The following is a 21892-nucleotide window of genomic DNA, read 5'->3' as shown; positions in this document are numbered from 1 at the left end:
CCTTTCAACCCGATCTGTACGACCTATATGGTGCCGGTATGCCAACCCGTGGCGTGTAAGGAAACCCCATGTCTCTTGGAACAAAAATCGCGTGGGACGATACCGTCCTGCCCTTTCAACTTGATGCATCCGACATGCGCGGCCGCGTGGCCCGTCTGGATGGCGTGCTGGATGGTATCCTGAAACAGCATGACTATCCCGAGCAGGTCGAGGCGCTTGTGGCCGAGATGGCCTTGCTGACCGCGTTGATCGGCCAAACGGTTGCGTTGCGCTGGAAACTGTCGTTGCAGGTACAGTCCAAAGGGGCGGTGCGCATGATCGCAACCGACTATTATGCGCCGCAGGAAGAGGGCCAGCCCGCCCAGATACGGGCTTATGCCAGCTTTGACCGGGACCGGCTTTCCAATTCTGCGCCTTTCGATCAGGTGGGCGAAGGGTACTTTGCCATCATGATCGATCAGGGAGAGGGCACGCAGCCGTATCAGGGCATCACTCCGCTGGCCGGTGGATCGCTGAGCGCCTGCGCCGAGTCGTATTTTGCGCAATCCGAACAGCTGCCGACGCGGTTTTCGCTGAGCTTCGGCAAATCGACCGAGCCGGGCGTGGGCGAGCATTGGCGTGCAGGCGGCATCATGCTGCAACACATGCCCAAAGCGTCGCCCTTTGCCGCGTCGGGTGAAGGGACCGGTGACATCCTGACCGCTGCCGATCTGGTCGATGGCGAAGAAGGTGAAAACTGGGGTCGCGTCAATATCCTGCTGGATACCGTCGAGGATTTGGAGATGATCGGCCCCTCTGTTGCGCCGACCGACCTTCTGGTTCGCCTGTTTCACGAGGAACAGCCGCGTGTCTATGATGCGCAATCTGTGCAATTTGGCTGTACCTGTTCCGAGGATCGTGTGCGACAGAGCCTGTCGATCTATTCGGCCAAGGATATCGAAAAGATGACCACGCCCGAGGGCGAGGTCACCGCAGATTGTCAGTTCTGCGGGGCTCACTATGTATTGGACCCGGCCACTGTCGGGTTCGACGCCGAAGACACCAAAGGTGAATGACCCGGTTGAAAAGATCCGGGCGGCCCTGCGCCGCCCCGGTCACGGGTCCAGCGACTTTGACCTGAACCCGGATACCGTTCTGCCGCCCGGACGACGGTTGCGACCCGCCGGTGTTCTGGTGGCCATTTCCCTGGCTGATGACACACCGCAGGTCATCCTGACCAAACGCTCATCCGCGCTGAAGCATCACCCGGGCCAGATCGCCTTTCCCGGTGGCAAACAGGACGAAACCGATGCTGATGTTACGGCTGCGGCTCTGCGGGAAGCTGAGGAAGAGATCGGCCTGCCCCCTGAAATGCCCGAGATCCTGGGATTTCTGCCGACGCATGAGACCGTGACCTCGTTCACAGTAACACCGGTTGTCGCAGTTTTGCGGGACAGGTTCCAACCCGTGCCTGAACCCGGCGAAGTGGACGAAGTTTTCTCGACCCCCCTTGCCCATCTTTTGAATCCTGAGAATTATCTGGTCGAGTCGCGCCGATGGCGCGGCCAGAGACGCAGATACTACGCAGTTCCGTACGGCCCCTATTACATTTGGGGCGCGACCGCCCGCATATTGCGCGGGCTTGCTGCACGGGTGAATGAATGATGCTGATTGACGAAGCTTGGATCAGTGAACCAGCGACGCAAAAGGTCTGTTCGGCCCTGACCTCATCCGGGGCTCAGGCGCTTTTCGTGGGTGGATGCGTGCGCAACGCGCTGCTTGGTGCTCCAGTGTCGGATATCGACATCGCCACCGATGCAAGGCCCGGGCAGATCGTCGAGCTGGCGCAGGCCGCCGGGCTCAGGGCCATTCCGACCGGCATCGAGCATGGTACGATCACGGTGGTCAGCGCGGGCATCCCGCACGAGGTCACCACCTTCCGCCGTGACGTGGAAACCGATGGCCGTCGCGCGGTGGTGGCATTTGCCGATCATGTCGAAGAAGACGCGGCGCGACGGGATTTCACCATGAACGCGCTCTATGCCCAACCCGATGGCACCGTGCTGGACCCTCTGGGTGGTCTTCCCGACCTCGAGGCCCGGTTGGTGCGGTTCATTGGAACCGCCGAGAACCGCATTCGCGAAGACTATCTCCGCTCGCTTCGCTACTTCCGTTTTCACGCCTGGTACGGGGATCCGGATGGCGGTTTCGACCCCGATGCCCTGGCCGCCATCGGCGCCAATCTTGACGGGCTGGAGTCATTGTCGCGCGAGCGGATCGGGGCAGAGCTGCTGAAATTGCTGGCATCGCCTGATCCGGCCCCTGCCGTTGCGACCATGCGCAGTACCGGTGTTTTGGCCCAGGTGTTGCCGGGGGCGGACGATCGGTCTTTGGCCCCTTTGATCGCGCTGGAACAGGCGGCTGGTGCCGATGCCGATCCGGTGCGTCGTCTGGCAGCCATTGCCTCGCCCGATGATGCCGCGACATTGCGGTTGAGCCGTTCGCAGTTGCAACGCCTGATCAGGATGCGTGAAGAAGCACAGTCCACAACCAGTATTGCTGAACTGGGATACCGCTATGGCGATGAAGGGGGATTGCACGAGACGCTTTTGCGCTGCGCCTTTCTGGAACAACCCTGGTCCGAAGATTTGCGGCGCGATCTGCATGCAGGCGCAGCAGCGCGTTTCCCTGTCCAGGCCAGAGATCTGATCCCCAACTTCACCGGCCCGGCGCTGGGCAAGAAGCTGGCCGAGCTGGAAAAACGCTGGATCGCATCCGGTTTTTCGCTGTCACGCGAAGAGTTGTTGGCACATTAGCGCGAAGTCTCAAAAGGGGATGACATCTCGGATCCTTTGTGCTTAGTTGCGCCTGTCACATGGATGGAGGAATGCGAATGTATTACGGGATCTGGTTCGGCTAAAGCTGGGACACCTGCCCCGTAAAGGGTGGTGTTCAGGCGCCATCTTTCTTCGCACGTCTATTTTCCTGCTCAATCGGAGCACTTTCCATGTTTCGCTATTTCGAAAACCTTGTTGACCCTTTTGTTGCCTACCGTGAGGCTGACGCACCGCCGACGCGGTTGTGGCCCTTCATGCTGGATTATTCGCGGCCCTTTTTCCGGGTATTTTTCTGGGCGGCGCTGGTTTCCATAATCGTCGCGGGTGTTGAAATCGGGCTGATCTACTACATGGGTCGCGTAGTGGATCTGTTGGGCGGCACGCCGGCAGAGGTCTGGCAAAATCACGGAACGGAATTGTTGTTGATGGCAGCCTTTGTGTTGCTGTTGCGTCCGCTTCTGCATTTGGTCGACGTACTTCTGCTGAACAATACGATTTTGCCGAACTTTGGTACGCTGATCCGTTGGCGTGCGCACAAACACGTGTTGCGTCAGTCGGTTGGCTGGTTCGAAAACGACTTTGCCGGGCGGATTGCAAACCGGATCATGCAGACACCTCCAGCGGCGGGTGAAGTGGTCTTTCAGGTTTTTGACGCGATTTCCTTTTCGTTGGCCTATTTGATCGGTGCGGCGATCCTGCTGTATGCGGCGGATCCGCGTTTGTTGATCCCGCTGCTGATCTGGTTCGGATTCTACGCCATGCTGGTGCGCTGGACCGTTCAGCGTGTTGGTCCGGCGTCAAAAGCGGCCTCGGATGCGCGTTCGACGGTCACGGGGCGGGTGGTGGACAGCTATACCAACATCCATTCGGTCAAAATGTTTGCCCATGGCCCGCAAGAGCTGGACTATGCCCGCGAGGCGATCGAGGAAACCCGTCGGACATTTCAGATCGAAATGCGGATTTTCACTATTATGGATGCCGTTCTGGTCACGTTGAACGGTATGCTGATCGTGGGTGTTGTGGGCTGGGCGATTGCCTTGTGGATGCAAGGCAGCGCTTCGGTCGGTGTTGTTGCGGCGGCTACGGCCTTGACCCTTCGCCTGAATGCCATGACCGGATGGATCATGTGGGCCCTGACCAGCTTTTTCCGTCAACTTGGTATCGTGTCCGAGGGGATGGAGACCATTGCCCAGCCCATCGACTTGCTTGATGCGCCTGACGCGAAACCCTTGCGGCTTACCAAAGGTGAGATCCAGATCCGCGACCTCTCGCATCACTATGGTCGCGAGGCGGGCGGTTTGGACCATATAAACCTGACCGTCCAGCCCGGCGAAAAGATTGGTTTGATCGGTCGTTCCGGTGCTGGCAAATCGACCCTGGTAAAGCTGCTGTTGCGGTTCTACGACGTCGAACGCGGTGCGATTTGTATTGACGGTCAGAACATTGCGCATGTCACCCAGGACAGCCTGCGCAGCCATATCGGTATGGTTCAACAAGACAGCGCCTTGCTGCATCGCTCGGTCCGCGACAACATCCTTTATGGCCGGCCAGATGCGTCCGAGGCGCAGATGATCGCCGCCGCCAAACAGGCCGAAGCACATGAGTTCATCCTCGATTTGCAAGATCCGCAGGGTCGGACCGGGTACGACGCGCATGTCGGTGAACGGGGGGTGAAGCTGTCAGGTGGCCAGCGGCAGCGTGTGACGCTGGCGCGGGTGATCCTGAAGGATGCGCCGATCTTGTTGTTGGATGAGGCGACATCCGCCCTAGATTCCGAGGTCGAAGCGTCAATTCAGGAAACCCTCTACGGCATGATGCAAGGAAAAACCGTGATCGCCATTGCCCACAGGCTCAGTACCATCGCGCAGATGGATCGCATTCTGGTGATGGATGCAGGCCGTATCGTCGAGGAAGGCACGCATTCCGATCTTCTGGCGCAAGGTGGCCTTTACGCCCAATTCTGGGCGCGGCAATCTGGTGGTTTCATGAACCCGGAGGCTGCTGAATGAGGATTGCCGACCTCATCTATCCGTTCAGGAACATCGAAACGCCCCCACCGCAGACGTTGGGGGCGTTCATCCGCTGGAGCCTGTCCGGGGCGTGGCCAATGCTGTTTGTTGCGGCGTTCTTCTCGGCCATTGCAGGCGCGATGGAGGCGGTCACGGCTTGGATACTGGGCCGCGTGATTGATGTAGCGACCGCCAGCGGGCCCGAGAATTTTCTGACCGCTGCCAATATGTGGATGATCCTCGGTGCGGTCGCCTTCTTCATGTTGCTTCGCCCGATCCTGTTTGGCCTGTCATCCTTGTCGAACAACTACATTGTCATGCCAAACATCACACCTTTGGTTCTGGCCAAGCTGAACCGTTGGACCTTGGGTCAGTCGGTGACCTATTTCGACGATGATTTCGCCGGTCGGATCGCGCAAAAGCAGATGCAGACATCGAACGCCATGGCTTCGGTCGTGTCGGAAACGATCAGCGCGATTGTGTTTGCCCTGGCGTCTCTGGTGGGGTCATTGCTTTTGTTAGGGTCTATTCATCCTTTGGTGATGCTGCCCTTCGCGGCATGGCTGGCTGTGTATTTCATGCTGGTGCGCTGGTACCTGCCGCGCATCCGCAAACGTTCCGCCGCGCGGGCCGGGGCGCGGGCGATGGTGTCCGGGCAGGTGGTCGATACGATCACCAACATCAAAACCGTGAAGCTGTTCGCCCACTCGGAATTCGAAGATCAGGCGGCGCGTGAATCGATGGTGGATCTGCGTGAAAAATCGCTGGATTTCGGCAAGTTGTCGGCAAGTTTCCGGTTTATCCTCATGACACTGGCCGGTGTCCTTCCTGTCTTGCTGCTGGGCGCGACCTTGTGGCTGTGGCAGGGCGGCATGGCGACCGCCGGGGATATCGTGGCTGCCGGGGCGGTTTCGATCCGTATTGCTCAGATGACCGGTTGGGTCAGTTTCACCTTGATGGGGCTGTATGCCAATGTCGGTGAAATCGAAAACGGGATGAAAACGCTGGCCAAGCGCGACCGGGTCGAAGATATGCGCGGGGCGAAGGACCTTGACGTGACCGAAGGGTCGATTTCTTTCGAAGGCGCCAGCTTTGCTTACGGTCGCGATATCGGTGGCGTCACGGATTTGAGCCTAACCGTCAACCCGAGCGAAAAGCTGGGCATTGTCGGAGCATCCGGGGCGGGGAAATCCACGCTCGTCTCACTGTTGCTCAGGCTCTATGACAGGGAAAGTGGCGCCATTCGTATCGATGGCCAGGACGTGTCACAGGTAACGCAGGACAGCCTGCGCCGACAGATAGGTATGGTCACGCAGGAAACGGCGATGTTCAACCGGTCTGCTCGTGAAAACATTCTGTATGGCCGGCCAGACGCCTCAGAGGCCGAGATGATTGAGGCCGCAAAAAAGGCCGAAGCGCATGATTTCATCCTGAGTCTTGAAGATGCTCATGGTCGAAAAGGCTATGATGCTCATCTGGGTGAACGGGGTGTGAAACTCAGCGGCGGGCAACGACAGCGGATCGCTCTGGCGCGCGCCATTCTGAAAGATGCCCCAATTCTGGTTCTCGACGAAGCGACATCGGCGCTGGATTCCGAGGTTGAAGCTTCGATTCAGACCGCGCTGCATCGGGTGATGCAAGGCAAAACAGTGTTGGCAATTGCGCACCGGCTGTCGACACTCAGCGAAATGGACCGGATTGTTGTTTTGGACGAGGGCCGGATCGTCGAAACCGGAACGCATGAGGCGCTGCTGGACCTGGGTGGGCTGTATGCGCGGTTCTGGCATCGCCAGTCGGGCGGGTTCATTCAGGCGGAAGCTGCGGAATAAGGGTTTTTTTGCTGCGAAAGCCCGGCTATCAGGCCTCTCATGACGCAGCAATTCACAATCACACGGCTTGGACATCAGGGCGACGGTATTGCCGATGGCCCTGTTTACGCCCCTCGTACCCTTCCCGGCGAGATCGTCAGCGGCACCCTTGTCGGTCAGCAAGTGACCGATATCCGGGTCGAGACACCGTCCGAACACCGTGTCAAAGCCCCTTGCCGCCATTACAAAGCTTGTGGTGGCTGCCAGTTGCAGCACGCATCCGATGCATTTGTGGCCGACTGGAAAATGCAAATCGTCCGCAAGGCGCTGATGGCGCAGGATCTCGAAGCACCCTTGCGCCCGATACACACATCGACCGAACGGTCACGTCGGCGGGCTACGATTGCCGTAAGGCGCACGAAAAAGGGCACGTTGGCGGGGTTTCACGGTCGTGCATCCGACACGATCACCGAGATACCCGATTGCCGGTTGCTTGACCCGGCCTTGATCGCGGCCATTCCGGTGGCCAAGGCGCTGGCCAACCTGGGCGCAAGCCGCAAGGGCGTTCTGGCTGTCACGCTCACACTGTCCGAAGCTGGTCTGGATGTGGCCGTAACAGGGGGCAAACCGCTGGACGGCCCCTTGGAACTGGCGTTGGCGCAGGCGACCGAGAAACATGGGCTGGCCCGGCTCAGCTGGGATGACGAGGTTATTGCCATGCGGCATGCGCCGGTTCAGGGCTTTGGAGCAGCCGGAGTCACGCCACCCCCCGGAGCTTTCTTGCAAGCAACAAAGGACGGAGAAAAGGCTCTGTCAAAGGCAGTTTCCGAGGCTACACGGGGTGCGAAACGTATCGTTGACCTGTTTGCGGGCAGCGGAACGTTCTCTTTGCCGTTGGCGAAAAACGCCGAAGTTCACGCGGTTGAAGGCGAGGCCGCCATGATCGAGGCGCTGGATCAGGGCTGGCGCAGGGCACAAGGGCTGAAACGCGTAACGACCGAGGCCCGTGACCTGTTCCGCCGCCCGCTGATGCCGGACGAGCTGAAATCTTTCGACGCCATTGTTCTGGATCCGCCTCGTGCCGGTGCCGAAGCTCAGGTAGATGAGATTGCACAGGCGCAACGCCCGGTGATCGCCTATGTCTCGTGCAATCCCGTCACCTTTGCGCGTGATGCGAAAACGCTGGTTAACGCGGGTTACACCCTTGAATGGGTACAGGTCGTTGACCAATTTCGATGGTCAACACACACGGAACTTGCTGCGCGGTTTGTTCTGAACGCAACATCTTGATCTTACCGGGGAAACTGACACATGGGGTCCAAACAGCGTTTGCTGAATATTGTCGAAGCGCCCGTTTTCGGGCGGTTCATAACGGCCGTGATCATTTTCAATGCCATTCTTTTGGGGATGGAGACATCGCCGACCCTGATGGAACTGGCCGGCCCCTTGATCGTGGCGCTGGACAGGCTTTGCCTGGCGATCTTTGTGGCTGAAATTTCCATGAAACTGATTGCCACCGGGCGTAGGTTCTTCACAAATGGCTGGAACATATTCGATTTCCTGATCGTTGGAATTGCCCTGGTTCCCAGCGCCGGAGGTCTGTCGGTGCTGCGCGCCCTGCGAATTCTGCGGGTGTTGCGCGTGATTTCCGTGGCGCCTCGTCTGCGTCGCGTGGTCGAAGGGTTCATCTCGGCCCTTCCCGGCATGGCCAGCGTGTTTCTGCTGATGGCAATTCTGTTCTATATCGGTGCGGTAATCTCGACCAAGCTGTTTTCAGCATCGTTCCCGGATTGGTTCGGCGATCTGGGCCTGTCTGCTTATACGCTGTTCCAGATCATGACGTTGGAAAGCTGGTCGATGGGCATCGTGCGCCCGGTGATGGAGGTCTATCCCTATGCCTGGGTCTTCTTTGTTCCATTCATCATGGTCACGACCTTTGCGGTGGTGAACCTGTTGGTGGGTCTGATCGTCAATTCGATGCAGGATGCCCATCATGCCGAGGATGAGGTTAAAACCGATGCCTATCGCGATGAGGTTCTGGAACGGCTGGAAAGCATCGAACGTCGACTGGCCGAGCAGTCGAACATCAAAAATTGATTTCAGTTTTTCCCATTTTTGGCATAATGATCGAAAAAAAGCAGAGCAGGCAGTGAAACATGGATCGTCGAGTATTCGGTTTAGGCGCGTTGGCAACGCTGAGCCTTTCGGCTTGTGCCTCTAGCGGCCCAAGATTTCTGACTTATAACGGACCCGAGGTGACCTCTTTGGTGGTCAACAAGGGCACGCGCAAACTTTACTTGTTGCACAACGAAAAGATCCTCAGGGAATATGACGTCGATTTGGGGTTTGCGCCGAATGGAACAAAGAACCAGCGCGGTGACGGCAGAACGCCCGAGGGCACCTATCTGATTGACCGTCGCAACCCCAGAAGCCGGTATCATCTGTCTCTGGGCATTTCTTATCCCAACTCGCAGGATGTCGCCAAAGCCAAGGCTGCGGGTGTTGATCCGGGTGGGGATATTTTCATCCACGGTGAACCCAATCTGCGTTCTGAGCGGAGACGCGCAAAAAAGAAGCGGGATTGGACAGCTGGATGCATCGCGGTCAAGAATGACGAAATCGAAGAGATTTATGCGATGGTTAACAAAGGTACGCTGATAACCCTGCGCCCTTAGGACGTTTTTAGCGCCAGTCACTGAATCCGAATGCTTCATAGTCGCGCTGATAGGCGTCAACCGCCAGCGCTTCGAGGTTTTTGTCGTAGATCTGGTCCAAAGCGTATGGTTCATCCGGTGCGCAGGAGCCAGGCTGAGGCGGGTTTGAATGCCCCATGCTACGCGCCAGATCCGGCAAGGCCGTCATCAGATCCTCTTCTCTCAGAATCAGATCTGGCATCGTGAAGGATGCGATTCCCTCCAACGTCCTGGACTGGCTGCACCACGTTCCGTCCACACGGACCGGTGTCTGCCCGTTGAGGTTAAGGCGCAGAAAGTCCAGAAAGCCCGAAAAAGCTTCGCGGTGTTGTTCGGCAGAATAATTGTTGTCCCGCACTTGCCCCGGGATCGGCAGCTTAAGCCGGTTGCGAAGATAATTCCGCACCATCTTGTAGCTGCCTGGTCCGGTATTCAGAATGTGACTGCAAAACGCCGTATGTGCCCGCGCCAGAGGGTGACGCAGAACAGTGAATTGCCGATGTCCGGGATGGCCCTGTTTCCATGAGCGGACCTGTTTGCGGTTTCGATCCGTGATCAGCTTGTCGGTCTGACATCCGTCCAGATCAGCCAGCCATTGCACGATAACAGGCTCTATTCCGCCCCGAATGGGCAAATACATCAAAGGAGACCTTGCAGCGGCAACATAAAGCGGTACAGCCGCGCCGCGCTGCGGCTCAAAGCTTGTTGACCGATGCAATCCGAACCGATCCTGATCGCACAGGGCTTGTTTCATTTCATCAGGATTGGTGACCTTCGACAATGCCGGCGCCGGGTTTTGCGGTTTCAGGGTATCATCCAGTCGGGTCAGCCGCCCCTCAACCCCCAGCCATACAGCCAGCCCGTTTATGACCTCCAGCTCGGTCAGGTCGTCATAGTGAATGAAGAACCCGGTTTGGCCTGTCTTTTGCAGGTGCCGTTGCACCATAAGCTGATGGTCTTGCAGCTGGTTCAGGTAATCCGAAAATTCGTCGGCGTCGAAGTCAACCTGCGCGTCGACGCGGCGTTTCACATTCTTCAGCAGCCACTGCTGCGTTTTCTGTGCTATTTTCAGCGACAGGTAACTGTCCAATGGGTTGCGGGTCAGAATGATCTTGGCACAGCGCGGGTCGTTCAGCATGGATTTCAGGATACGTGGGTCATGGTCTTCGAAATATCGGAAGCCATTGATGTCACCCGGTGCTGATTTGATGGCCTTGAGCATTCTCATGGGGTCCGCATCCCGGTCTTCCAGCGAAAGGCCAAGCAGACGATCGGATTTCAGGCTGCCCGCAAAATGCGGATTGAACGCCTCTCCGTGACAGGTGACCCCTTCCAGCGCGTTCAGGTTGGCCTCAAGCAGGTTCGAACCTGTGCGCATGGCGGCCAGAATCACGAAGTAATCAAAATGGGCTGACATGGGCAATCACTGCACCAGATACGGTTTTCGATATGGCTTTTCCTGGCGGCCGAACACATCGTCCGCCGGGAAATCACCCATCAGATATGGGTGCATTCCCTGATTCTTGAGGTTTTGCAGGAACTTCCCGAATCCGGACAGATCGACCATGGTTGGCACTTCGGTCAGATGGCTGGTCTGCTGCATGCCGATTTCTTCTAGAATACCCTGCAAGGCATCCATCGGAGATTCAATGAAGTCGGCCAGCGTCCAACTGCGCATCCGCGCCTTGGTCCAGACCGATGTCAGCACCTCCAGCTGCTTGGTTTCAATCTGTTGCAGGCGCGCCGCTTCACTCCGGATTTCCGAGAAGTTCATATTGGATCGGAACAATGGGATCGCCCAAGCGCCGGTGATGACCGAAATCTGAGCGTTCTTGTCCCGCGCCAGAAACCAGTTGATTTCCTGAGTGTCCCGCGGGCTGAACTGGAAACACTGGCGTTCACCGCGCGTATTCCAGATCAGGTTCGACAGAAAGGCGGTCGGGTTATAGTCCCGCAGCGCCGCACTGTCGCTGAGGGCACCATTTGTTATGGCTTCTCCTTGCGAAAATTCGGCGCGTTCCGGCCCGAATAGATGCCCGTGGACTCTGGCTCCGGTGGTTGCGGCCAACCAAGGTTCGAAATCCTCGAACAATTCCGAAAAGCCTTGGAATACGGAATATTGTGACGATGTCAGACCGTTTTCACTGCCATGGCGGGGAAAACGGCTTTGCATATACAGCCCGTCGCGCCCACGAGTTCGCCGTTCCACCGCTTTGGAAAATACGCGATCTATCTTGCCCGGATTGGGTTCCGCCGGTTTCATCGCCCCGGCCTGATCTGTCAGGAATGCCTGGTACAATCGCTCTGCGCGGGGCCAGATTTTTCGGGCGACAAAACAATCCGATCGACGCAGCAATTGCAGATGATCGTCATAAAAGATGTGCGGGCGGCCCTGGTAATCGAATTTGGATAGGGTCAGGGACCTGCTTTCAATATGCGTGGAATACAACCGCGCAAGCGTCTGGAAATAGCTTTCATCCGGAATCCAGACATGACGGAAATACTTGTCATACAGCTTGCGCCTGGGGTCTTGAAGGATTGCCGACAGCGTTTGGCGGGTCAGGCACCACCACTGGCTTCCCATATGCGGAACCAGGCCGTCGGGGATTTTCCTGCGAAACCCTATCAGACGCTGAAGTTTTACATATGTGTCGAATAGTTTGCGATGCTTGCGCCACGAAAACGGAAACCGCAAGGTGAACCGTTCATGATCCAGCCCGCCGATGGTCCAGCTGACATCGGATGTCGTCGCGCTTTCGATGAAATCGACACGCGGCCGGTCAGACAGGTAATCGATCAGTTCCTGAACCGGTCGCAATGGCAGGCAGGCCCCCGAGGCAAGAAATACATGCCGAACTTCGGGGAAACGCTCCAGCATCAACTCGGACGCGCTTTGCGAGGCGGCAACGATACCCCAGCCCCCCCAATCGCACCGATGTCGGTTTGAAAACACGATCGATGGATTGTTCGAACAGGACGCAACAAACCGGGAATAGACAGTGTCTGGCACCTTGCGATCGACATGGATGACCACCGGGCATCCCGCTGCTGTCCAGTGGCGCGCGACCTGCTCGGCACGGTCCAGTGAGGTATGAACCAACATGACAATACCTAGACCGCTCATGCCCAGTTTCCTTTCGACATGAGGCCCAGGATCTCAAGCTGTCGCCAGTTGATATAGGCCTCCGACCACTCGCACCAGAAAACAGGCTTGTCCTCAAGCTGAGTGGCATAGGCCTTGTATTCGCCCGAGCCCCGGTAATGCTGGCCACGCAGCAATTCCTCGCGGGCTTTTTCCCCAAGAGTATTGATCAACTTGGCATGAAGCAGTGACCCGCTGGCCTTTTCGCCGCCCCATTCGTCGTAAACCTGGTTGAGCCCGCGTGGTAAAAGCGAATGGGTCGAGCTGACATAAACATAGCGCCGGTTCCATTTTACCAGCGGAATCTTGTTCAGCGCCGGTGCTTTGGAGGGGTTGTCCTGAAAGAACACGCGCGCCCGTGGGCCCCCTTGAATCCAAAGGTTCTTGTACTCGGGGTTCTTGGTGATCATGTAATTCCCGGGATCGAACCAGCGCGCGATTTCGAACGGGTTCTGACCTTCGGCATAGGGGTCGGCGTCCACCGGACCTTCGGGGTACATGTCGATCAGCATCGTGCCAAAACTGCGCACGGCACTGCCATCCAGCCAGTCCGTCAAGGCTCGGATTGGACGGGTGTCGCAGAACGGATAGATGAAGAATTCGTCCGGATCGACGCTCAGCACCCAGTGATCGTGCGCGTATTTGCGCAACAGATAGTTCGACCAGTCCAGACCATAGCTTGCCCGTTTGTAGCTGGTCGTCGTCCGCCAGATCGAAACGTCAGCCTGTTCTTTCAAAAATTCAAAACTGCCATCATCGCTGTTGTTGTCGACAAACAGAAAATGGTTGATGCCCAGTTTGCGATAATATTCAAGAAAGAAGGGCAGGCGAATTTTCTCGTTCCGCACAACGCTCATCAGCAGGATATCATCACGCCGTATAGCCTGTGTGTTGTTGCTGACTGGCTTGAGCTCGCGGCGTCGTCTGAGGCAGCGCAGAATACGGCGCTTGCGCCGCAATCTCATTTTGTAGGATTCAAACAGGCTCACGTGACTGCCCAACCTTTTTAAAACGCGAGCTTTCCCCGAACCAGCCGTGACCGTTGGCACGACATGGCATTACCGGTTTATGCCATCTTTGCATCTTCTGAAGCAACGTCTTTAAAACCCGCAAACTGTAAACGTGCGGTTGATGCCCTTGTTTTCGTTTTCAATCCCAGCCTCCGCCGTTCATCAGACCCAACTGTTCCAGCTGGCTCCACCCGGTGTAGCGCACCGAATGTGGGGTCCACATGTCCGGCTGGTTGATTATCCCATCGTAGTATGGCCCGAATTGGTCCGGATCATGAAAATGTTGGCGTCGCTGCTTTTCGGTGTTGGATTTCTCGATAACGTCCGGCAGGAACTTCGTGTGCAGCAACACGCCTGACGGGGTATCGCCGCCCGGTCCATCATAGGTTTCGTTCAGGCGGCGCGGCAGGGCGGAATGGCATGAGTTCACGTAGGCATAGCGCCGCGACCAGCGCATCAGCGGGATCTTGTTCAGCGTGGGCGATCTTTGCCGCGTTTGCGTAAAGAACATCCGTTCCCGCGCGCCACCCTGCACCCACAGATTGCCCATCGGGCTTTGCCGCTGCGCGCGATACGGTCCTGCATCAAACCAGCACAGCAGATTTGTGGGGTCGGTGTCCGGGTCATAAGCCGCATCACCCAAGGGGCCCTTGGGATAGAGGTCCAGCATCAGCGTCCCGAACCCGATCTTCCCGTGCCGGTCCAGCCAGGTTGTCAGGTCATGCAGGGACCGGGTGTCGCAGTGGGCATAGACCAGCAGTTCATCCGCATCCACCATCAGGCACCAGTGGCGGTGGCCATAGCGCATCTGCAACCAGGTCAGCCAGTCCAGGCCAAACCGCGATCCACGATAGCTGGAATGGGTTCTCCACACCGAGACATCCGGTTGATCTTGCAGATACTCGGATGATCCATCGTCGCTGCCGTTGTCGACGATCAGAAAATGATCGACGCCCAAGGCGCGATAGTGACGAAAGAACCAGGGCAGGCGAATGATTTCATTGCGCAAGGTGACAAAGGCCAATATGTCACCCCGCTGGATTCGGGATGTCTGATCCTTCTGGCAGGTCAACTGATGTCGGCTGCGCAGCGACCTCCAGAGCAGCCGCCGGCGTTTCCAGCGCAACCTGTACTTCCGTGCCCATCCGATCCGGGGAAGTGTCAAAGCAGTGCTGGATGTCACCGGGTCCTCATTTTTCGTAGTGGCCGTTCTGGTGCCAGCGCCAGGCATCTGCGATCATCGTCTCTAACGTGGATCTTTTGGGCTTCCAGCCAAGTTCATTTTCAGCCCGCACAGAACCAGATACCAGCTTGGTGCAATCTCCTGCCCGACGAGGGCCTACTGTATACGGAACGGGACGGTTGGTGACGGACCTGGATTGCTCGATCACCTCAAGAACGGAAAACCCGGACCCGGTGCCTAGATTGAAGACACGGCTGCCTTTGCCCTGTTCCAGCCAGCCCAGCCCCAGAATATGCGCATCTACCAGATCGCAAACATGTACATAGTCGCGGATACAGGTGCCGTCGGGCGTATCATAATCTGTGCCAAAGACGGTCAGACCGTCCCGCTTGCCGTCAATCGCGTCCAACATCAGCGGGATCAGATGGGTTTCGGGGCGGTGAAACTCGCCCACCTCGCCTTCGGGGTCTGCACCTGCAACGTTGAAATACCGGAAAATGACATGGCGCAGCCCATGAGCCGCCTCGAAATCTTTGAGGATATCTTCGATCGCTCGTTTTGATGCCCCGTAGGCGTTCAGGGGATACTGTGCCGTGGATTCATCAAGAACCACATTGTCGTGCTCACCATATGTGGCACATGTGGACGAAAATACGAAATCCAGACAACCGGCCGCAACGGCTGCTTCAATCAGATTCAGTGAACCCGTGACATTGTTCGACCAATACATGCCGGGCTTACGCATAGCATCGCCAACCTGGCTGAGCGCCGCGAAATGCATCAGTGCATCTGGTTTGTGTTTCGCGAACACCTCATCCAGGCGGTCCCGATCCAAAAGATCGCCGTGTTCAAAAGGGCCAAATTGCACCGCATCCTGCCAACCCGTGATCAGGTTGTCGTAGGTCACGGGAAGATAACCTGCCTGCGCAAGCGCCTTGCAGGCATGTGAGCCGATATACCCGGCGCCACCGGTGACAAGAATTGTCTTCATGGCATATCCATCGGGGCTGGTTGAGGAACAGTTTCGCCAAAGGCGCCGTCAGAGTCATGGGGAAAAGACGTCACTCCAGCCCCATGGCTGCCATCATCTCTTCAATCTTGGGCACGTCCTGCGGGTTGTTCAGCTCCCAGAACTGACGGCCCCTTGCCTCGACCTCGACGCACAGAACCTTGCGCCCGTTTTCCATGAACCTGAGCTGCTCCAGGCCTTCCAGCTGTTCCAGAGGCCCGGCTGGCCAGCCCGGATACGCTGCAAGGGCATCGGGCCGATAGGCGTAAACGCCGACATGATGAAACACGGGTGTCGCTTCATCGCCAGCGTATGTCTGGGACGTGAAGGGGACGACCTCTTTCGAGAAGTACATCGCACTGTGATCGCGTCCGAACACTGCCGTCGTGCCACCGACACGACCATGCTTGCGGTCGTTCAGAAGACTGTTCAACGCACTGCCGTCGCAGCGCAGGACAGGGGTCGCAACACCGGCATCCGGCGCGGCGCGCAGGCCGGAAACCAGATCTTCGACAAACCAATGCGGGGTCAGCGGAGCGTCGCCTTGCAGGTTGACGATGATTTCATACCCGCCACCCAGAACCGCATGTGCCTCGGCGCATCGTTCGGTGCCGTTCTGACAGGTTTCCGAGGTCATCACGACCTCGGCCCCAAAGCCCTCGGACACGTCGCGAATGCGCTCATCATCCGTCGCGACAACAACACGGTCGACACCCGAGACTGACCTGGCTGCACGCCAGGACCGTTCGATCAGTGTCATGGACTCGCCTTTTGCGCCGGTCAGGGGAACCAGCGGCTTGCCGGGATAGCGGGTCGAGGCGTAACGGGCGGGAATGGCAATCAGAACAGACATCAGGCTTCCTTCAACTCAACACCCGGAGCGTAAGCAATAAAGAACGGATTTGCATAGCCATCCTTGCCATAAACCAACGGAGTATGGTCGTCAAAACGCACAATCCGGCCACCGGCTCCGGCCAGTACCGCATGGCCTGCCGCCGTATCCCATTCCATCGTGCGCCCGACACGCGGATAGATGTCCGCCTCGCCCGTGGCAACCAGACAGAACTTGAGTGACGACCCCGCGCTTTTGCTGTCCTTCACGTGATATTTGTTGATGTAGTCCTCGGTGGCCTGATCCCTGTGGGACTTCGACGCCACGACCAAAAGCCCGGAATTATCCGGTTCAGAGACTGATATGGGTGTCAAAGGACCGGTCTCGTTTTTGTCGAAAGCGCCTGTTTCCTCGACCGCGCGGCCATCAGCCAGCGTGAAGAACATACGACCCCGCGCCGGGGCATAGACCACTCCCCGGGTTGGCACTCCGTTTTCAACAAGCGCGATGTTGACGGTAAAGTCGCCGCGACGGTTGATGAATTCCTTGGTGCCGTCCAGCGGATCAACAATGAGGAAAGTATCGCCTTTTTCCGAATGCGAAGCGGCCTGTTCTTCGGTGACCAGAAGAATATCCGGGAATGCCGCACGCAAGCCTGCCGAAATCAATGCGTCAGCGGCTTCGTCTGCCTCGGTCACAGGGCTGGAGTCGGATTTGACTTTGACATCGAAATCATCCGCCTCGTAGAATTCCATGATCTTGTCGCCTGCCTCCAGAGCCAGTCGCCGGATGACGGGAATAAGCGCGTCGTAGGTCACAAAAAAGCTCCGTTCCTGTGGTTTGTTGATCCAAAATCGCGATCGACTTATGATGCGGCGGTTACGGAACGGCAAGATATTCATGCCAGTTTAGAGGCGACGAAGCAGAAAAGACCCTTTGAATGTTCTATTTCAAGCGCAACCAAACGCTGCTGGGCGGCGCTTTCACGACGGCTGAGCTGGTGTTCCATGCCACCGTGCGAAAGGTGCGCTCGCAACATCCGAATGCAATAGTCGCCATCCTGATCAATGTCTTGCAGCTTGTGGTGATGGGAACCACTTTCTACCTGCTCATGTCACTGATGGGCCGGGGCGGAATTCCGAAAATCAGGGGCGAATTTTTGCTGTATGTTCTGTCCGGCGTGTTTCCCTTCATGCTGCACATCCAATCGATAGGTGCGATTTCAGGGGTTGGGTCCGCGAACAATCCGATGATGCTCCATTCGCCGATGAATGTGATGGTGACGATCCTGTCTGCGGCGCTCGGTATTCTTTACAAGCAACTGCTGGCCATGTTCGTGATCCTGTTCATCTACAGTGTCGCGGTCGCCCCGATCGAGGTGCAGGATCCCGGCGGTGCTTTCGCGATGCTGATAATGGCCTGGTTTACCGGATGCGCGGTGGGTTTGGTGTTCATGGCGATGAAACCATGGTTTCCGACGACTGTGGGAATGCTCACCAATATCTACCGTCGCCTGAACATGGTGTTTTCGGGAAAGATGTTCGTTGCAAACACACTGGGCGGCGGATTGCTGATGATGTTCGCCTGGAACCCGCTGTTTCATATTATCGACCAGTGCCGGGGCTTCATCTTCCGAAACTACTTTCCGCGAAACACAAGTTGGGAATACGCGCTATGGGTCGGGATAGCCTTGTTGATGATCGGTTTGATGGCTGAGTTTTTCACGCGCCAGCATGTTTCGCAAAGCTGGAACGCGCGCCGCTAACATGCGACCCGCAGCGTCAAGTTGATCCGTCCGCCTTTTGGCAACAGTCGGGATGATCCGTATCTGATCCGGTCGATTCCGTGATAGGCCAATCGTGCCGGACCGCCCATGATCACCACGTCGCCCGAGCCAAGCCAGATCGACTCGGTCTTGCCGCCACGGGTTGTGTTCCCAATTCGGAACAAGGCGTCATCGCCCAGGGAAACCGACAGAACGGGCCAGGAAAAATCTGCCTCGTCCTTGTCCTGATGCAGGCCCATTTTGGCGCCTTCCCCGTAGTAGTTGATCAAACAGCAATCCGGCGCGCGCTCGGTGCTGACCAGATCGTGCCAGATATCAAGAATGACCGGGGGGATTTCAGGCCAGACCCCGCCTTTCGGGTGCTTATCCTGATAGCGATAGCCTGCCTTGTCGGTCACCCACCCCAGATCCCCGGCCGAGGTCATGCGCACCGACATCTCTTTGCCCGACGGCGTGACGGGTCGAAACAAGGGTGCCGCTTTCAGAATCGGTCGAAGGGCCGCGATCAGCCGTGCCTGGGCAGCAGGGTCAATATAGCCTTTCCTGATTTCGAACCCTCGCAAGACCACCCGCGTCATTCCGGAAACCCCAAACCTTTCCAATTTCTTGCCAAAAAAGACCTCAAATTCCCGAAAACCTGCACTCTACGGTGCTTGCAGGCCTCTTGCCTCGCCCTTATATACGCCGGGACGCGCGATGGTAGTGCTGTCGCGCACATCAGATCGGGGGTGGGATGCCATAAAGGGTCCGACCCTCGGGACATCGCCTTGAAGAGAAAGGGATTGCAAAAATGGGAAAAGTAATCGGGATTGACCTCGGAACCACGAACTCCTGCGTAGCCATTATGGAGGGCTCGCAGCCGAAGGTCATCGAAAACGCCGAAGGGGCGCGGACCACGCCTTCGATCGTCGCCTTCACCGAAGATGAGCGACTGGTCGGTCAGCCTGCAAAACGTCAGGCGGTCACCAACCCCGACAACACGATCTTCGGCGTCAAACGTCTGATCGGTCGTCGCGTGGATGATGCCGAAGTAGAAAAAGACAAGAAAATGGTGCCGTATTCCATCGTGAATGGCGGCAATGGTGACGCGTGGGTTGAAGCCCGCGGTGAAAAATACTCCCCCAGCCAGATTTCCGCTTTCATTCTGGGCAAGATGAAGGAAACCGCCGAGAGCTATCTGGGCGAAGATGTCACCCAGGCGGTCATCACCGTTCCGGCATATTTCAACGACGCCCAGCGTCAGGCCACCAAAGATGCCGGTAAAATCGCCGGTCTGGAAGTTCTGCGGATCATCAACGAACCGACAGCTGCTGCGCTGGCCTATGGTCTGGACAAGGAAGAAACCCAAACCATCGCGGTCTATGACCTTGGTGGTGGTACTTTCGACGTGACAATCCTGGAAATCGACGATGGCCTGTTCGAGGTCAAATCGACCAATGGTGACACCTTCCTGGGTGGTGAAGACTTTGACATGCGCATCGTCAACTACCTGGCGGATGAGTTCAAAAAGGAACACGGTGTCGATCTGTCTCAGGACAAGATGGCCCTGCAGCGTCTGAAAGAAGCCGCGGAAAAAGCCAAGATCGAACTGTCCTCGACCTCGCAGACCGAGATCAACCAACCCTTCATCTCGATGGGCGCCAACGGTCAGCCGCTGCACATGGTCATGAAACTGACCCGTGCCAAGCTGGAATCGCTGGTGTCGGACCTGATCAAGAAGTCGCTGAAGCCCTGCCAGGCCGCTCTGAAAGACGCGGGTCTGTCGGCTGCTGACGTGGACGAAGTTGTTCTGGTCGGTGGTATGACCCGGATGCCGAAAGTGATCGAAGAGGTCACCAAGTTCTTCGGCAAAGAGCCGCACAAGGGCGTGAACCCGGACGAAGTGGTTGCCATGGGCGCCGCCATCCAGGCCGGTGTTCTTCAGGGCGACGTCAAAGACGTGGTTCTGCTGGACGTGACCCCGCTGTCGCTGGGTATCGAAACGCTGGGTGGCGTGTTCACCCGCCTGATCGACCGCAACACCACGATCCCGACCAAGAAGTCTCAGGTCTTCTCGACCGCCGAGGACAACCAGAACGCCGTGACCATCCGCGTGTTCCAGGGTGAGCGTGAAATGGCTGCGGACAACAAGATCCTGGGTCAGTTCAACCTTGAAGACATCCCGCCGGCACCGCGCGGCATGCCTCAGATCGAGGTGACTTTTGACATCGACGCCAACGGCATCGTCTCGGTTTCGGCCAAAGACAAAGGCACTGGCAAAGAACAGAAGATCACCATCCAGGCATCGGGCGGACTGTCCGACGAGGATATCGAAAAGATGGTCAAGGACGCCGAAGAGAACGCGGAAGCCGACAAGGAACGCCGCGAGCTGATCGAGGCGAAGAACCAGGCGGAAAGCCTCATCCATTCGACCGAAAAGTCGATGGAAGAGCATTCCGACAAGGTCGACCCGACCACGATCGAAGCCATCGAGTTGGCGATCGCCGCGTTGAAGGACGAGCTGGAAACCGAAAATGCCGACAAGATCAAGTCGGGCATCCAGAACGTCACCGAAGCCGCGATGAAGTTGGGCGAAGCCATCTATAAGGCGCAAGCCGAAGAAGGCGAAGAGGAACCTGCTGCCGCAGACGCTGCACCAGGCGACGATGACATCGTCGACGCCGAGTTCGAAGACCTCGACGACGACAAGCGCGCCTAACGCGTTAATCGGTTCCGGCAGGCCTGGTTCGGGCCTGCCGGAACGGTCTTGACCATGCAGCACGCGTCTCCGAAACCTTCTTTTGGCACCTACGCTCTCTCACATCGGATGGAAATATTGCGCCGGTGGTCTGAGGGCATGCCGCGTCAATGGATGTCGTCCGGAATTCGCAGGATAGTAATGGCCTCTCAGCGAGAGCCTTACGATGTTGAGGTGTTTGGCGGACAGAAATGCCGATTGTACCCATCTGACAACTGGGCCGAACGTCGCGTCATAACCGGCTCGCAGTTCTTTGATCTGGATGAGCGTCAATCGCTGGCCAACCATATGTCGCAGGGCTCTGGCGATTATGTCTTTGTCGACGCCGGTGAAAATGTCGGGCTGTACACCCTGTGGGTCAGATCAGTTGCGCAGAAGTTGGGGCGCAACCTGAAAACACTGGTTGTTGAACCGGATCCGGTCAACAAGGCTCGCCTTGGTGCCAATCTGGCTGCCAATCAAGCCAGTGAGGTCATCCATTGCGACAAGGCCTTGTCCAACAAACCGGGTGAGGTGTGGTTCGAATCCGCGAACCTTGGCGATCGGGGTCATGCCAAAGTTGCCGAGTCGGGCGATCTGTGCGTTCAGGCGATTCCGTTGTTGGACGCGATACGCGATGCCGGGCTGACCAAGGTTGATGCCATGAAAATGGATATCGAAGGTCAGGAAACCCGCGTATTGCGCGCTTTTTTCGAAGACGCACCGCGGGAGATTTGGCCCGAAGTGCTGCTGATAGAAATCAAGCATTCGGATGACGGGCTTGACGAGGTCTTGAATAAGGCAGGTTACGTGGCCAGTTTTGCAAACAACACCAACGGCGTGTACAGGCTCAATGAAAGCACCGCGTCCGGCGGCACGAAGGAATAA

The 21892-nt window shown here is 57.2% G+C and carries 19 protein-coding genes; 11 read left to right on the top strand and 8 right to left on the bottom strand.

The annotated features are described in order from the left end of the window. Positions 1 to 68: 68 nt before the first annotated feature. From GOW31_RS16390 to GOW31_RS16355, 8 genes are all read left to right on the top strand, one after another. Positions 69 to 1055, top strand: coding sequence for an Hsp33 family molecular chaperone HslO (locus GOW31_RS16390; protein ID WP_171171493.1), 987 nt, complete (start codon positions 69 to 71; stop codon positions 1053 to 1055). Next, complete coding sequence (locus tag GOW31_RS16385) at positions 1048 to 1644, top strand: CoA pyrophosphatase (protein WP_371813780.1); 597 nt, start codon at positions 1048 to 1050, stop codon at positions 1642 to 1644. The genes GOW31_RS16390 and GOW31_RS16385 overlap by 8 nt, the downstream gene beginning before the upstream one ends. Next, complete coding sequence (locus GOW31_RS16380) at positions 1641 to 2795, top strand: CCA tRNA nucleotidyltransferase (RefSeq protein ID WP_171171490.1); 1155 nt, start codon at positions 1641 to 1643, stop codon at positions 2793 to 2795. Before GOW31_RS16385 ends, GOW31_RS16380 begins: the two co-directional genes overlap by 4 nt. A 191-nt stretch (positions 2796 to 2986) precedes the next feature. Further along, positions 2987 to 4825 carry an ABC transporter ATP-binding protein gene (locus GOW31_RS16375; RefSeq protein ID WP_171171489.1) on the top strand — a complete coding sequence of 613 codons (1839 nt, stop codon included), beginning with the start codon at positions 2987 to 2989 and terminating at the stop codon, positions 4823 to 4825. Beyond that, positions 4822 to 6654, top strand: coding sequence for an ABC transporter ATP-binding protein (locus GOW31_RS16370; protein ID WP_171171488.1), 1833 nt, complete (start codon positions 4822 to 4824; stop codon positions 6652 to 6654). Before GOW31_RS16375 ends, GOW31_RS16370 begins: the two co-directional genes overlap by 4 nt. Positions 6655 to 6693: 39 nt before the next feature. Next, positions 6694 to 7923, top strand: a complete 1230-nt coding sequence (locus tag GOW31_RS16365) for a class I SAM-dependent RNA methyltransferase (protein ID WP_171171487.1) — start codon at positions 6694 to 6696, stop codon at positions 7921 to 7923. A gap of 21 nt (positions 7924 to 7944) precedes the next feature. After that, entirely contained in the window at positions 7945 to 8730 is a 786-nt protein-coding gene (locus GOW31_RS16360) for an ion transporter (protein ID WP_171171485.1), read from the top strand. Between the two features lie 59 nt (positions 8731 to 8789). Beyond that, positions 8790 to 9308: a murein L,D-transpeptidase family protein gene (locus GOW31_RS16355; protein WP_171116742.1), complete on the top strand. Its 519-nt coding sequence runs from the start codon at positions 8790 to 8792 to the stop codon at positions 9306 to 9308. A 7-nt stretch (positions 9309 to 9315) separates the two neighbouring features. On the opposite strand, the gene GOW31_RS16350 is transcribed toward GOW31_RS16355, so the two are convergent. From GOW31_RS16350 to cysQ, 7 genes are all read right to left on the bottom strand, one after another. After that, entirely contained in the window at positions 9316 to 10743 is a 1428-nt protein-coding gene (locus tag GOW31_RS16350; protein WP_171171483.1) for a nodulation protein NodH, read from the bottom strand. Positions 10744 to 10749: 6 nt separating this feature from the next. Then, positions 10750 to 12450, bottom strand: coding sequence for a beta-1,6-N-acetylglucosaminyltransferase (locus tag GOW31_RS16345; RefSeq protein WP_171171481.1), 1701 nt, complete (start codon positions 12448 to 12450; stop codon positions 10750 to 10752). Further along, a complete protein-coding gene (locus tag GOW31_RS16340) occupies positions 12447 to 13433 on the bottom strand; it encodes a glycosyltransferase family 2 protein (protein ID WP_171171479.1) in 987 nt (328 codons plus the stop codon). Before GOW31_RS16340 ends, GOW31_RS16345 begins: the two co-directional genes overlap by 4 nt. Before the next feature lie 184 nt (positions 13434 to 13617). Further along, the gene (locus tag GOW31_RS16335) at positions 13618 to 14661 is read right to left on the bottom strand and encodes a glycosyltransferase family 2 protein (RefSeq protein WP_371813779.1); all 1044 of its coding nucleotides are present in this window, start codon (positions 14659 to 14661) and stop codon (positions 13618 to 13620) included. A gap of 7 nt (positions 14662 to 14668) precedes the next feature. Next, entirely contained in the window at positions 14669 to 15652 is a 984-nt protein-coding gene (galE, locus tag GOW31_RS16330; protein WP_171171475.1) for a UDP-glucose 4-epimerase GalE, read from the bottom strand. Positions 15653 to 15722: 70 nt separating this feature from the next. Continuing rightward, entirely contained in the window at positions 15723 to 16523 is an 801-nt protein-coding gene (locus tag GOW31_RS16325) for a manno-octulosonate cytidylyltransferase (RefSeq protein WP_171171473.1), read from the bottom strand. Then, the gene (cysQ, locus tag GOW31_RS16320) at positions 16523 to 17320 is read right to left on the bottom strand and encodes a 3'(2'),5'-bisphosphate nucleotidase CysQ (protein WP_171171471.1); all 798 of its coding nucleotides are present in this window, start codon (positions 17318 to 17320) and stop codon (positions 16523 to 16525) included. The genes GOW31_RS16325 and cysQ overlap by 1 nt, the downstream gene beginning before the upstream one ends. 122 nt (positions 17321 to 17442) lie before the next feature. Between cysQ and GOW31_RS16315 the strand changes: the two genes are divergently transcribed. Then, positions 17443 to 18267: an ABC transporter permease gene (locus GOW31_RS16315; protein WP_152459578.1), complete on the top strand. Its 825-nt coding sequence runs from the start codon at positions 17443 to 17445 to the stop codon at positions 18265 to 18267. Here GOW31_RS16315 and GOW31_RS16310 read toward each other — a convergent pair. Continuing rightward, complete coding sequence (locus GOW31_RS16310; protein ID WP_171171469.1) at positions 18264 to 18866, bottom strand: alpha-ketoglutarate-dependent dioxygenase AlkB; 603 nt, start codon at positions 18864 to 18866, stop codon at positions 18264 to 18266. The genes GOW31_RS16315 and GOW31_RS16310 overlap by 4 nt on opposite strands. Before the next feature lie 212 nt (positions 18867 to 19078). Between GOW31_RS16310 and dnaK the strand changes: the two genes are divergently transcribed. Both dnaK and GOW31_RS16300 read left to right on the top strand, forming a co-directional pair. Beyond that, complete coding sequence (gene dnaK / locus GOW31_RS16305; protein WP_152459576.1) at positions 19079 to 20986, top strand: molecular chaperone DnaK; 1908 nt, start codon at positions 19079 to 19081, stop codon at positions 20984 to 20986. 180 nt (positions 20987 to 21166) lie between these two features. Next, positions 21167 to 21892, top strand: a complete 726-nt coding sequence (locus tag GOW31_RS16300; protein ID WP_171171466.1) for an FkbM family methyltransferase — start codon at positions 21167 to 21169, stop codon at positions 21890 to 21892.

The organism is Ruegeria sp. HKCCA0370 (assembly GCF_013033705.1).
Classification (GTDB): domain Bacteria; phylum Pseudomonadota; class Alphaproteobacteria; order Rhodobacterales; family Rhodobacteraceae; genus Ruegeria.
The sequence above is the reverse complement of the archived record's forward strand: the minus strand, read 5'-3'. Positions and strand labels throughout refer to the sequence as shown.

What these genes read in the sequence shown, in the direction of transcription:
- GOW31_RS16345 (WP_171171481.1), bottom strand. Translation starts at nt 12,450, where the DNA reads ATGAGCGGTCTAGGTATTGTCATGTTGGTTCATACCTCACTGGACCGT.
- dnaK (WP_152459576.1), top strand. Translation starts at nt 19,079, where the DNA reads ATGGGAAAAGTAATCGGGATTGACCTCGGAACCACGAACTCCTGCGTA.
- GOW31_RS16340 (WP_171171479.1), bottom strand. Translation starts at nt 13,433, where the DNA reads ATGAGATTGCGGCGCAAGCGCCGTATTCTGCGCTGCCTCAGACGACGC.
- GOW31_RS16375 (WP_171171489.1), top strand. Translation starts at nt 2,987, where the DNA reads ATGTTTCGCTATTTCGAAAACCTTGTTGACCCTTTTGTTGCCTACCGT.
- GOW31_RS16300 (WP_171171466.1), top strand. Translation starts at nt 21,167, where the DNA reads ATGGCCTCTCAGCGAGAGCCTTACGATGTTGAGGTGTTTGGCGGACAG.
- GOW31_RS16315 (WP_152459578.1), top strand. Translation starts at nt 17,443, where the DNA reads ATGTTCTATTTCAAGCGCAACCAAACGCTGCTGGGCGGCGCTTTCACG.
- GOW31_RS16360 (WP_171171485.1), top strand. Translation starts at nt 7,945, where the DNA reads ATGGGGTCCAAACAGCGTTTGCTGAATATTGTCGAAGCGCCCGTTTTC.
- GOW31_RS16380 (WP_171171490.1), top strand. Translation starts at nt 1,641, where the DNA reads ATGATGCTGATTGACGAAGCTTGGATCAGTGAACCAGCGACGCAAAAG.
- GOW31_RS16365 (WP_171171487.1), top strand. Translation starts at nt 6,694, where the DNA reads ATGACGCAGCAATTCACAATCACACGGCTTGGACATCAGGGCGACGGT.
- GOW31_RS16370 (WP_171171488.1), top strand. Translation starts at nt 4,822, where the DNA reads ATGAGGATTGCCGACCTCATCTATCCGTTCAGGAACATCGAAACGCCC.
- GOW31_RS16325 (WP_171171473.1), bottom strand. Translation starts at nt 16,523, where the DNA reads ATGTCTGTTCTGATTGCCATTCCCGCCCGTTACGCCTCGACCCGCTAT.
- GOW31_RS16310 (WP_171171469.1), bottom strand. Translation starts at nt 18,866, where the DNA reads ATGACGCGGGTGGTCTTGCGAGGGTTCGAAATCAGGAAAGGCTATATT.
- GOW31_RS16355 (WP_171116742.1), top strand. Translation starts at nt 8,790, where the DNA reads ATGGATCGTCGAGTATTCGGTTTAGGCGCGTTGGCAACGCTGAGCCTT.
- GOW31_RS16390 (WP_171171493.1), top strand. Translation starts at nt 69, where the DNA reads ATGTCTCTTGGAACAAAAATCGCGTGGGACGATACCGTCCTGCCCTTT.
- GOW31_RS16350 (WP_171171483.1), bottom strand. Translation starts at nt 10,743, where the DNA reads ATGTCAGCCCATTTTGATTACTTCGTGATTCTGGCCGCCATGCGCACA.
- galE (WP_171171475.1), bottom strand. Translation starts at nt 15,652, where the DNA reads ATGAAGACAATTCTTGTCACCGGTGGCGCCGGGTATATCGGCTCACAT.